Source organism: Microbacterium sp. CPCC 204701, from assembly GCF_004010105.1.
GTDB lineage: Bacteria > Actinomycetota > Actinomycetes > Actinomycetales > Microbacteriaceae > Microbacterium.
Window position 1 is genome coordinate 1 of record NZ_RRYE01000067.1, and the last position, 11,188, is coordinate 11,188.

General features: G+C 69.0%; 14 protein-coding genes and 1 pseudogene. 6 read left to right on the plus strand and 9 right to left on the minus strand.

Features of this window, described 5'->3' with window-relative positions:
- Nucleotides 1-387: acyltransferase family protein (locus EIO58_RS06530; RefSeq protein ID WP_164861560.1), on the minus strand; the 387-nt coding region annotated here is incomplete at its 3' end.
- A 165-nt stretch (nt 388-552) separates the two neighbouring features.
- Between EIO58_RS06530 and EIO58_RS06535 the strand changes: the two genes are divergently transcribed.
- Nucleotides 553-1,038 carry a DUF2243 domain-containing protein gene (locus EIO58_RS06535; protein ID WP_127818841.1) on the plus strand — a complete coding sequence of 162 codons (486 nt, stop codon included), beginning with the start codon at nt 553-555 and terminating at the stop codon, nt 1,036-1,038.
- Between the two features lie 11 nt (nt 1,039-1,049).
- A complete protein-coding gene (locus EIO58_RS06540; protein WP_240658613.1) occupies nt 1,050-1,844 on the plus strand; it encodes a cytochrome c oxidase assembly protein in 795 nt (264 codons plus the stop codon).
- On the opposite strand, the gene EIO58_RS06545 is transcribed toward EIO58_RS06540, so the two are convergent.
- The 4 genes from EIO58_RS06545 to EIO58_RS06560 all read right to left on the minus strand — a co-directional run bounded on the left by EIO58_RS06545 (nt 1,816) and on the right by EIO58_RS06560 (nt 5,141).
- Nucleotides 1,816-2,397 carry a hypothetical protein gene (locus EIO58_RS06545; protein ID WP_127818843.1) on the minus strand — a complete coding sequence of 194 codons (582 nt, stop codon included), beginning with the start codon at nt 2,395-2,397 and terminating at the stop codon, nt 1,816-1,818. The genes EIO58_RS06540 and EIO58_RS06545 overlap by 29 nt on opposite strands.
- A 22-nt stretch (nt 2,398-2,419) precedes the next feature.
- Nucleotides 2,420-3,565 (minus strand): zinc-dependent alcohol dehydrogenase, encoded by a 1,146-nt coding sequence (locus EIO58_RS06550; protein ID WP_127818844.1) that lies wholly within the window; start codon nt 3,563-3,565, stop codon nt 2,420-2,422.
- A gap of 122 nt (nt 3,566-3,687) precedes the next feature.
- Nucleotides 3,688-4,650, minus strand: coding sequence for an NAD(P)-dependent alcohol dehydrogenase (locus EIO58_RS06555; protein ID WP_127818845.1), 963 nt, complete (start codon nt 4,648-4,650; stop codon nt 3,688-3,690).
- A 74-nt stretch (nt 4,651-4,724) separates the two neighbouring features.
- Entirely contained in the window at nt 4,725-5,141 is a 417-nt protein-coding gene (locus EIO58_RS06560; RefSeq protein WP_127818846.1) for a DUF4870 domain-containing protein, read from the minus strand.
- A 214-nt stretch (nt 5,142-5,355) separates the two neighbouring features.
- Between EIO58_RS06560 and msrB the strand changes: the two genes are divergently transcribed.
- Both msrB and msrA read left to right on the plus strand, forming a co-directional pair.
- Nucleotides 5,356-5,826 (plus strand): peptide-methionine (R)-S-oxide reductase MsrB, encoded by a 471-nt coding sequence (gene msrB / locus EIO58_RS06565; RefSeq protein WP_127818847.1) that lies wholly within the window; start codon nt 5,356-5,358, stop codon nt 5,824-5,826.
- Nucleotides 5,823-6,377: a peptide-methionine (S)-S-oxide reductase MsrA gene (msrA, locus tag EIO58_RS06570; protein ID WP_127818848.1), complete on the plus strand. Its 555-nt coding sequence runs from the start codon at nt 5,823-5,825 to the stop codon at nt 6,375-6,377. The genes msrB and msrA overlap by 4 nt, the downstream gene beginning before the upstream one ends.
- 53 nt (nt 6,378-6,430) lie before the next feature.
- On the opposite strand, the gene EIO58_RS06575 is transcribed toward msrA, so the two are convergent.
- Complete coding sequence (locus tag EIO58_RS06575; protein WP_127818849.1) at nt 6,431-7,045, minus strand: GyrI-like domain-containing protein; 615 nt, start codon at nt 7,043-7,045, stop codon at nt 6,431-6,433.
- Between the two features lie 536 nt (nt 7,046-7,581).
- On the opposite strand from EIO58_RS06575, the gene EIO58_RS06580 reads away from it, so the two are divergent.
- Both EIO58_RS06580 and EIO58_RS06585 read left to right on the plus strand, forming a co-directional pair.
- The gene (locus EIO58_RS06580) at nt 7,582-7,785 is read left to right on the plus strand and encodes a cold-shock protein (protein ID WP_127818853.1); all 204 of its coding nucleotides are present in this window, start codon (nt 7,582-7,584) and stop codon (nt 7,783-7,785) included.
- A gap of 167 nt (nt 7,786-7,952) precedes the next feature.
- The gene (locus EIO58_RS06585; RefSeq protein ID WP_240658614.1) at nt 7,953-9,059 is read left to right on the plus strand and encodes a fatty acid desaturase family protein; all 1,107 of its coding nucleotides are present in this window, start codon (nt 7,953-7,955) and stop codon (nt 9,057-9,059) included.
- Nucleotides 9,060-9,095: 36 nt separating this feature from the next.
- On the opposite strand, the gene gnd is transcribed toward EIO58_RS06585, so the two are convergent.
- The 3 genes and pseudogenes from gnd to EIO58_RS18675 all read right to left on the minus strand — a co-directional run.
- Complete coding sequence (gene gnd / locus EIO58_RS06590; RefSeq protein WP_127818851.1) at nt 9,096-10,193, minus strand: phosphogluconate dehydrogenase (NAD(+)-dependent, decarboxylating); 1,098 nt, start codon at nt 10,191-10,193, stop codon at nt 9,096-9,098.
- A 26-nt stretch (nt 10,194-10,219) separates the two neighbouring features.
- Nucleotides 10,220-10,879, minus strand: coding sequence for a DUF1345 domain-containing protein (locus tag EIO58_RS06595; protein WP_127818852.1), 660 nt, complete (start codon nt 10,877-10,879; stop codon nt 10,220-10,222).
- A gap of 92 nt (nt 10,880-10,971) precedes the next feature.
- A pseudogene (locus EIO58_RS18675) lies at nt 10,972-11,188 on the minus strand (AarF/ABC1/UbiB kinase family protein); the annotation flags it as partial.

Consider the following 11,188-nt stretch of genomic DNA (forward strand, 5'->3'; position numbering starts at 1 on the left):
GGCGGCGAAGAAGTAGTTCGGCACGTACAGCGCGGTCGCGACGGCCCCGGCCCAGACGTCTGCCATGAGCAGCGGCGGGTACCAGATGAGCGCGGCGATCACCGAGAGGATCAGCACCGCGAACGAGGCGGGAAGGATGCGGCGCGCGCGCCGCGCGTAGAACTCGCCGAAGCGCAGCTTTCCGTGCCGTTCGAGCTGGTCGAGCAGGTGCGAGGTGATGAGGAATCCCGAGATCACGAAGAAGACGTCGACGCCGACGTACCCGCCCGGGAGGAAGGGGAGCCCGGCGTGATAGAGCACCACGGCGACCACCGCGATGGCTCGCAGTCCCTGGATGTCTGCGCGGAAGCCCGTCCGGTCGGCTCGCGCGCGGGCTCGCTCCTGCACGGTGGGAAGCCTACGAGGCCCGGATGAACGCGGGGATGCCCTTGACTTGGGCGGACCGATCACTCAACGTGCCGGCCGCGACCAGGCGATCCGTGGTCGTCCCCGCACAGTGACGACCGGTCAACCCCCTGTGCAACGGGTCTCACCGCGAGTGGACTCCTGCGCATGCGCAATACTCCGACGGATGCCGCAGCTCGCCGGTACCGAGCCCGCAACGTGTGGTCGGGAGTGCTCTTCGGCGTGGGAGCAGCCGCCTTCGTCGACGAGGCGGTGTTCCACCAGCTGCTCCACTGGCACCACTTCTACGATCTCTCGACCACCGAGGTCGGCCTCGTCTCGGACGGCTTCTTCCACGCTCTGAGCTGGTTCGCGACCATCGCCGGATTGTTCCTCCTCGCCGATCTGCGCCGACGGCGGTCGCTCGACTGGCGGCGATGGTCGGGCGGCGCGCTGATCGGCGCCGGGGCGTTCCAGCTGTACGACGGCACCGTGCACCACAAGCTGCTCGGCATCCATGAGATCCGCTACGTCGAGGACGTATGGATCTACGACCTCGTCTGGAACGGCGTGGCGGTCGTCCTGGCGGTGGCGGGCGTCGTGCTCGTCGCGCGACCGCGCCGGGCGTCGTCCACGGAAGTCCCGACGGCCTGACGGGATCCACGGTGCACGCCTCGCACGCCCCGGGCAGCGGCTCGGTCCTCGACCTGCTGGTGACGGTCGCCACAATCGCCGCGATCGCCGCGTACGTGGGCGGCGTCCGCATCTCGCGCCGGAAGGGGCGGCAGTGGCCCTGGCACCGTGTGGCGCTGTGGTGCACGGGAATCGTCGTGGCCGCGGCATCCGTCGCCGGGCCGCTCGCGACGGCCGCGCACGAGAGCTTCGTGGCCCACATGACCGCCCACCTGGCGGCCGGAATGATCGCACCGGTGATGCTGGTGCTCGCCGCGCCGGTGACGCTTGCCCTGCGTGCGCTCCATGTGACGCCCGCCCGGCGGCTGGCGCGGCTGCTCGCGAGCCGCCCCGTGAGCCTCATCGCTCACCCGTTGACGGCTGCGCTCATCAGCGTCGGCGGACTATGGCTGATCTACCTCGGCCCCGTGGCCGAGAGCATGCGCCACGTGCCCTTGATCCACGTGGCCGTGCACGGACACCTGGTGCTGGCGGGGTACCTCTTCACCGCCGCCGTGATCGGGCTCGATCCCCGACCGCATGCGCCCTCACGCGGATTGACGGCCGTCGTGCTCGTGCTCTCGATCGCAGCACACGGGATCCTCGCCAAGCACCTCTTCGCGCACCCGCCCTCAGGCTTCTCCGACGTGCAGGCAGGGGCTCAGCTCATGTACTACGCCGGGGCGTGGGTCGAGGCGGTCGTCATCGTGATCTTCTGCGCGCGGTGGTATCGCGCAACCGACCCTCGGCGCAGGAGTCTCAGCGGCGCCTCTTCGCGGGCCGCATGATCGCCCGGCCTGTGCGGAACACGAGCACGGCTGCGAGCACCCACGGCCCCAGGACCAGGATCGGGTCCATCCAGGCATGCTTCAGGTCGACGCGACCCGGACGCAGCCGCGACGCGATGGGACGACGGCCGCGTTCGCCCAGGACGCCGGACTGCGTGATCGGATCGTCGGGACGCCGTGTGAGCATCGACTTCGCGTGCGCGCCGGCCGACTCGATCCTGTCTCCGAGGATGAGCAGCAGCCAATGCGCGGCCTGGCCCTCGCTGTAGCGGTCGTATGCGTAGCGCCGGATCGCGCCGCTGAGGCCATGAAGGGGCTGTGCCGTGCCGAACACCGGCGTGAGCCGTTCGTGTTCGACCGATCGCTCGCGCTCCCGTCCCTTCGTCGGCTGCTGCTCGGGCAGCGCCCAGTGCGCACCTGTCCGGATGCCCGGGTGCTCGCGGGGAAAGGCCGGCCGGTCGCCAGGATCGAGGTCCGCACCCCAGCCGGCGATGCGTGCCCGCAGCGCCTCCGGGTCGGGCGCGGCACCGGGCTTGTTCGAGGTGTACGGCATGTCGCTTCTCCTTCGCTGGCCCTCACGCCGCGGGCGTGATGACGGGCTTGATGATGTCGTCGAGCTTCGCCGAGAAGACGTGGTACGCCTCTGCGATGTGATTCAGGGGGAAACGATGGGTGATGAGGTCGCTCGGCGTGATGTAGCCCGCGCGGATGTGCTCGAACAGCCGCGGCCACTGCCGCTTCACCGGGGCCTGGTTCGTGCGGATCGTCAGGCCCTTGTTCATCGCGTCGCCGAACTTCACTGCGCTGAACAGGGGCCCGTAGGCACCCATCACCGAGACGGTGCCGCCCTTGCGGACCGAGTCGATCGCCCAGTTGAGCGCCACCGGGGAGCCGCCCTGCATCTTGAGCTTCGCCGAGGTCACATGCTGGAGCACGTGCCCGTCGGCCTCGGCGCCCACGGCGTCGATCGCGACGTCCGCTCCCAGTCCGAACGTGGCCTTCTTGAGCTCGCGCACGATGTCGCCGACCTGACCGAAGTTCATCGTCTCGGCGAACGCGAACTCCTCAGCCTTGCGCAGGCGGTAGTCGAGGTGATCCACGACGATCACGCGGCCTGCGCCCATCAGCCAGCATGACCGCGCTGCAGCCAGGCCCACGGGCCCTGCCCCGAAGACGACCGCGGTGTCGCCTTCGACGATGTCTGCCAGCTGCGCGCCGAAGTAGCCGGTCGAGAACGCATCCGTGAGCATGAGGGCGTCTTCGCCGGCGATGTCGTCGGGGATCACCGACGGACCCACGTCGGCGAAGGGCACTCGCACGAGTTCCGCCTGCCCGCCGTCGTAGCCCCCCGTCGTGTGCGAGTAGCCGTAGATGCCGCCGACCGCAGTGGCGTTCGCGTTGACGTTGTGGCAGTTCGAGTACAGTCCGCGAGCGCAGAAGAAGCAGGAACCGCAGTAGATGTTGAACGGCACCATCACGCGGTCGCCGACGGAGACGTTCTGGACGGATGAGCCGACCTGCTCGACGCGGCCGATGAATTCGTGACCGAACGTGTGTCCGATGCGCGTGTCCGGCATCATGCCGTGATACAGATGCAGATCGGATCCGCAGATCGCCGCCAGCTCCACCCGCACGATCGCGTCGTTCGGATGCTCGATCACCGGGTCCGGCTTGCTCTCGACGCGGAGCTTGTACGGTCCGCGATAGGTCATCGCCTTCATTTGATCCTCCAGGGTCGTCACCACCCTTGCCCAGGCGCCGGCGATGCGTGAGGGGGTTGCGCGATCGGGCCGAGACCCTCACAGTGCGCTCGGGCACCGTGGTCGAGTGCCGCGGGCTGCGGTCAGACCGGGCGCACCGCGACGACGACCTTGCCGATCGCCTTGCCCTCGCCGTGCCAGGCCAGAGCCTCCGGCACCTCTTCGAGCGTGAACTCGCGGTCGATCGGCACGCCGATCTCGCCGTTCGCGCACCGGCGTGCGACCGGCTCGAACTGCTTCGGACCCTGGCGCACGAAGAGGACCCCGAGGTGCGCACCGGTGAGCAGTCCGAGAAGCGGCCCGATCGTCGACATGCGCAGCAGCGTCCGCGCGGTGCCGCCAACCATGACACACCGACCACCGCGGGCGAGTGCGCGCCGATACGCGAAGATCGACCGGTGGGCCACCAGATCCACGATGAGGTCGTACGGTCCCCCGCGCGTGAAGTCCTCGCTCCGGTAGTCGATGGCCCGCTCCGCGCCGAGAGCGCGGATGTGGTCGAGCTTGCCGGCGTTGTCGACCGCCGTGACACGCACGCCCTCGGCGACCGCGAGCTGGATCGCGAGAGAGCCCGAGCCGCCGCCCGCGCCGTTGATCAGCATCCGCGACCCCGCTGCGGCCAGCGCGACCGCCTGTGCTGCGATGGCGCCTGCCTGCGGAAGGGCGGATGCCTCGGCGAACGACAGCTGCCGAGGCTTCGGGGCGAGCGCGGTCTCGGGCACGACGACGTACTCCGCGAAACCGCCGCTGCCGTGCGCGAGAGTGTCGCCGTAGACCGCGTCGCCGACGGTGAACCGCGTCGCACCCTCTCCGACGGCGGCCACGAGTCCGGCGACGTCGGACCCGAGGATCGTGGTGCGCGGCCGGCGCAGACCGCCGATGCGGGCGTAGGCAGGTGTGCCGCGGAGATGCTCCCAGTCGGAGAGGTTGACAGACGTCGCCACGACCTCGACGAGCACCTCGCCCCGCCCCGGTGCGGGCATCGGCACCTCTCGAACCCCGAGCTTCTCGGGGCCGCCGTACTGCTCGTATACGACAGCTCGCACGGGTTCACCCTAGAGGACGCGTGGGGGCGTTCCGGCGGGACCCGGAAGCCGCCCGTCCGCGTCGCCCCGCTCCGTCACTTGACCATGCGCCACGTGGCCGGGTAGCGGAAGGCACCAGTCTGGTTGCTTTTCACTGCGCCGACGATCGCGAAGACGACACCTGCGATCGGCAGCAGCCACGCGAGCATGAGAAGGAAGAATCCCACGAGCACGAACGCGAGCACGATCCCCGCGACGATCAGAACGGCGGTCGCGATCGCGACCGTGAGCTGGAAGTTCAGGGCTTCCTTCGCTTCGCGCTCGACGACCACGCTCTTTCCGCGATAGACCAGCAGCACGATGAGCGGGCCGAAGAACGACGCCAGCCCGCTCAGGTGGGCGACGAGGACGCCGGTGCGCTCGTCGACCGGCGCGGCGGGTGCGGCCGTGGTCTCGGGCTGAACGGGCGCCGCGGAGGCGGACGGTTGGGGTGTGATCGCTTCGTCGAGCATCAGTACTCCTGGGGTTGCGCCGTGAACGGCGGGCGCCGACGTCCGGCGCGCGTCCCAAGGTACGAGGCGGAGAGTCCACGATCGCGCGCACCGACGTCGGTGCAATGGCCGTGCAATTCAGAGCGCGCTCACAGGTTCGCGGGACCAAATCGGAGGAGGCATCCGTTCTCTTCTCTGACGCCGCAGCCAGCGGCGGCACCCGAGGAGGAACCACGTGAATTCCATCGACTACCGCAGGACCCCCGAGGCGCTCAGCCGCCTCACCGACGCGCAGTTCCGCGTCACCCAGGAGGACGGCACCGAGCCCGCCTTCCGCAACGAGCACTGGAACAACCACGAACCGGGCATCTACGTCGACGTCGTCTCAGGGCAGCCGCTCTTCTCGTCCGTCGACAAGTACGACAGCGGCACCGGATGGCCGAGCTTCACCAAGCCCATCGATCCGGACGCTGTGACGACCAAGAAGGACTGGAAGCTGATCCTTCCTCGCACCGAGGTGCGCTCGTCGGGAGCTGACAGCCATCTCGGCCACGTCTTCCCGGACGGGCCACGGGATGCCGGCGGCCTGCGATACTGCATGAATTCGGCCGCGCTGCGCTTCGTCCCTGCCGCCTCGCTCGAGGCCGAGGGCTACGGCGCCTATCGACACCTCTTCACCACCGAGAACCAGGAGCACACATCATGACCAGCGGACCCTTCGACACCGGTGAGATCACCCGCACGCCCGGCACGGAGACGGCCGTCCTCGCCGGCGGCTGCTTCTGGGGCATGGAGGACCTCATCCGCCGCCAGCCCGGCGTCCTGTCCACCCGGGTCGGCTACGCCGGCGGCGAGAACGCCCACGCCACCTACCGCAACCACCCCGGCCACGCCGAGGCGGTCGAGATCGTGTTCGACCCGGCCCAGACGTCGTATCGCGACATCCTGGCGTTCTTCTTCCAGATCCACGACCCGTCGACCCTGAACCGTCAGGGCAACGACATCGGCACGAGCTATCGCTCGGCGATCTTCCCGCTCAGCCCCGAGCAGGAGCAGGTCGCGCGCGAGACGATCGCCGACGTCGACGCGTCGGGCCTCTGGCCCGGCAAGGCCGTCACCACGATCGAGCCCGCAGGCCCGTTCTGGGAGGCAGAGCCTGAGCACCAGGACTATCTGATCACCTACCCCAACGGCTACACCTGCCACTTCCCGCGTGCGGGATGGGTGCTTCCCAAGCGCGCCGACGCGACGGCGTAGCGACGAACGAGAACGGATGCCGCGACCCGGCCGGGTCGCGGCATCCGTCGTCTCTACGCCGGCTCGACGGGTTGGCGCAGGATCGTCCGCAGGCGCTCGGGCGCGGAGCGCCGTGGGTCGGTCAGGTAGATCTCGTGATGACGCCCGGTCATGCGCAGCCCTGCGCCGGGGATGAACCGGTGATGCATCTCGTCGAGTACGGGCGCCTCGTCGTCGTACGAGCCGATGTGCAGGGTCTGCACGCAGCGCCCCTCGGCGACCTCCTCGAATCGGAGCCCCGCGATCGCCGGCCCCCCTCCCCTCGCGGCCGCGGCCTCGCGCGCCCGTTCGACGTGCTCCGGCTCGATCCAGTCCGGGACGAGGATCATCATCGTCCAACTCCACCGCGACTTGTCACGATGGGTGGTGAAGGCCGCCATGTCGTCGGACCACCACAGTCCTTCCAGCGGCATCACGACGTAGTCGCGATCGAGTTCGTTCTTGCTGAGGAACTTGAGCTTGTACGAGACGCCGAACAGCGCCGCGACGGCATCCCCATACTCCGGAGCCGTGTTCGGGTCGCCCTGGCCGTCGGCCATGAGATACCGCAGCGGCGGGACGTCGACGACCTCGAACGAGCCGCGAGGTGCCGTGTAGGCGCCGATCTGCTTCTTCAGGTCGACTTTCATGCACGGTCTCCACGTTCTGCCAGTCGTCGGAAGCCCGTCGACGAGATACGTCCAGGGCGGCATGCTACAGTGGCGACGCCCCATCGGGCTTTTCGTCGACCTCCTGCCTCAACGAGGATACGCAGAGCTTCCGACACCCACCGCCACCTGCGGTCCCACCATCCACTTCCCGCGCCGCACACGACATCGATGTGGCGCATCCTCCTAAGGCAATCTTGATTCTCTCCTCCGCCTCCGCAACTCGGCAGGCGCTCGGCTGGCAACAGGCCGACGACGACGTGTTCGTCGCGACCGTCGCCGGCGAGTACGCCGGGTTCGTCGCGATCACATCCCGGGGCTTCGAGGCGCACAGCGCCCACGGCGCCCACCTGGGCGACCACCGTACCCGCGATCTCGCGTCGACCGCGGTCGAGGCATCCCTCGCCTCCCGCGCCGCCGCACCTGCGCACCAGATGCGCCTCACACGTCCGCTCCGCACACGTCGGAGCGGCACCCACGGCCGTTCATACGGCCCAAGAAGAAAAAGGAAAGACACGATGGCCACTGGCACCGTGAAATGGTTCAACTCCGAGAAGGGCTACGGCTTCATCGCCCCCGATGACGGCACCGCCGACCTCTTCGCGCACTTCAGCGCGATCTCGGGCGATGGGTTCAAGGAGCTCCGCGAGGACCAGAAGGTCGAGTTCGACACCGAACGCGGCCCCAAGGGTCTGCAGGCGGCGAACATCCGCCCCCTCTGATCTCTCACACCAGCCGGGGGTGCCATCGGCACCCCCGGCTGTTCAATGCCTGGGAGTCCTCGCGTATGCCCTCCCGGCCATACCGGGGCACGTAGCCTGGCATCAGCGATCGGCAACTGCCTTTGGCTTCACGGCCACAGCGGTCACGATCGAAACCGGGTGCTCCCATCTCCGCCACCGCCCTCGAGTCGCGTCTTGGTCCCATTCGACAGACCTACGCCGGCACAGACGAATTCCCGCCCCTCACCCGGGCCTACACCGACATCGCCCAGGTCGTGCGCGAGACCGGGCTCATGCGCCGCACGCCGTGGTTCTACGGCATGGTCGCCGCAGCCATCGCCGTCGGCTTCGGCGGCGCCATCACCGGCTTCATCCTGCTGGGCGACTCCTGGTTCCAGCTGCTCATCGCCGCGGCGCTGGGCATCCTCTTCACGCAGGTCGCGTTCCTCGCGCACGAGGCCGGGCACCGGCAGATCCTCTCGTCCGGCCCCGCGAACGACCGTCTCGCACGCATCCTCGCCGGCGGCATCGTCGGCATCAGCTTCTCGTGGTGGACCGGCAAGCACACGCGCCACCACGGCAACCCCAACCGCGTCGGCAAGGATCCCGACATCGAGGTCGACACGGTCTCGTTCCTCGAGACGGACGCCGCAGAGGCGCGCGGTCTGCGTCGGTTCATCACCCGCCGACAGGGGTGGCTGTTCTTCCCCCTCCTCACGCTCGAGGGCCTGAACCTGCACTTGCTCGCGATCCGTCATCTCTTCGGACGCGACGGCGCGAAGGACCGTTACACCGAGCTGGGCCTGCTGGCGCTGCGGTTCGCCGTCGTGTGGACCCCGGTGTTCGTGTTCCTGCCGCTCGGCATGGCCTTCGCCTTCCTCGCAGTGCAGCTCGCGGTCTTCGGCGTGTACATGGGAGCCTCGTTCGCCCCCAATCACAAGGGCATGCCTGTGATCGCCAAGGACGCCAAGCTCGACTTCTTCAGCAAGCAGGTGCGCACGTCCCGCAACGTCTCGGGCGGCTGGTGGGCGACATCGCTCATGGGCGGCCTCAACTACCAGATCGAGCACCACCTCTTCCCGAGCATGGCGCGGCCGCAGCTCGCGAAGACCCGCGCGATCGTCATCGACCACTGCCGGGCCCTCGGCGTCCCCTACACCGAGACGACGCTGCTGCAGTCGTATGGCATCGTGATCGCCTACCTCAACCGCGTCGGCCTCGCAGCGCGCGACCCGTTCGACTGCCCGACCGGCGCGACGCTGCGCAGGGCGTGACACGCCTGGTGGCGTGACCGTCGCGCCGCCGACGTCTCAGGACGACTCCGCCTCCTCGGTGGTGCGGGACTGGCCGCCCGACGACGACTCGGACTTGCGTCCGCCCGCCTCGAGCACGTCGCCCGCCGGAAGCTCCTGATGACCGCCGAACTGCAGTCGCATCGCCGAGAGCACCTTGTTGGCGAACTGGTCCTCGCCGCGCGAGGCGAACCGTTCGAAGAGGGATGCCGCGAGCACCGGCGCCGGCACGCCTGTGTCGACGGCGGCCTTGACCGTCCAGCGTCCCTCGCCCGAGTCCGAGACACGACCGGCGAGTCCGGCGAGCGTGGGGTTCTCCTGCAGCGCCGCCGCGGTCAGGTCCAGCAGCCACGACGAGATCACCGATCCCCGCCGCCACAGCTCGGCGACCTTCGGGGTGTCGATCGTGAACTGGTAGAAATCCGGCTCCTCCAGCGGCGCGACCTCTGCCGAGTGCTGGGCCTCGACGACGCCCGCATCGGCGTGCTCGAGGATGTTGAGCCCCTCGGCGAGCGCGGCCATCACGCCGTACTCGATGCCGTTGTGGACCATCTTGACGAAGTGCCCCGCCCCGGAGGGGCCGCAGTGCAGGTAGCCGAGCTCCTCCGGCGCGAAGTCGCCGGAGCGTCCCGGGGTGCGCGAGACCTCGCCATTGCCGGGTGAGATCGTCTTCAGGATCGGCTCGATGCGCCGGAAGGCCTCCTCCGGCCCGCCCACCATGAGGCAGTAGCCGCGCTCGAGCCCGAAGACGCCACCGCTCGTGCCGACGTCGACGTAGTGGATGCCGGTGCCCTTGAGCGCCGCGGCACGACGCACGTCGTCGCGGTAGTTCGAGTTGCCGCCGTCGATGACGATGTCCCCCGGCTCGAGCAGCGGCGTCAGCTCCTCCACGACCTTGCCGGTGAGCCCTGCCGGGATCATCAGCCAGATGGCTCGCGGAGCGTCGAGCTTCGCGACCAGGTCGGACAGGCCGGCGGCGCCGACCGCTCCGTCCGCGGCGAGCGCGGTCACGGCATCCGCGTTCACGTCGAAGACGACGCATTCGTGATCGTCGCGCATGAGGCGCCGGACGATGTTGCCGCCCATCCGGCCGAGGCCTACCATTCCCAGCTGCATCGTCGCTCCTTCGTTCGTCGGCGATCCTACGAGTTGATGATGGTGCTGAACGCGAGAACGATGATCAGCGCATTCAGGAAGAAGCTCATCGTCGTGTGCCACACCACGGTCCACCGCATGCGCGTCGTCATCACCTGCACGTCCGACACCGAGAAGTTCGTGGCATTGGTGAACGAGAAGTACACGAAGTCTGCCAGACGCGGACTGTCGGTGCCGGGGAACAGCAGCGGCGCGACGTCGGAGCGGCGGTAGCGGCGGTCGTAGATCCGCGCGAAACCCCAGTGGAACAGCGCCCACGACAGCAGCATCGCGGCGATCGCGACCGGCTCGACCAACCCGGCCCATTCGGGGTCGTCGCGCAGCACCAGCATCTCGGTGGCAGCGGCGAGACCGACGATGCTCGTGATGAACGTCGCGGTCGTCGAGATCGCCGCGACGACCGGGTGCTGATCGGCCTTCTCGATCCAGCGCGGTGCATGGTCGCGCGGTCGGCGAACACTCACGCCGACGGCGATGACCGACGCCAGCCAATACGCGCCGGCAAGACAGCACCACAGCGCGAGGAGTGCGACCATGAGGTCGTCGTCCTCGCCCTCGATGAAGATGATCGAGAGCCCGAGCCCGATCATCGCGAGCTGCACGAGCAGATCCGCGATCCGCACGACGACCGCACCGACCACGCGCACCCCCGGGAGTTCGTCCGTTGCGTGCCACCGTATCGGGTGCGGCCGGATCGCGGGCGGACAGCGGATGCCGCACCCCCGCTGTCGCGCGGGGATCAGCCTCGCGGACCGCGGCGTCCGGCGAAGCCGGCGAAGAGCGCATGCAGCAGCGGGACCGCCGACGCGATCATGAGCACGGTGCCGAACCCCGGGTCGTCGGGACGCAGCACGGCGCCCGCGACCAGCAGCCCCGCGAACACGACGGCCGATACGACGCGACGGCCGAGCCGCTCGAGCACGCGCAGTCGCGCGTCGAGCCGCGGCGCCTCGACC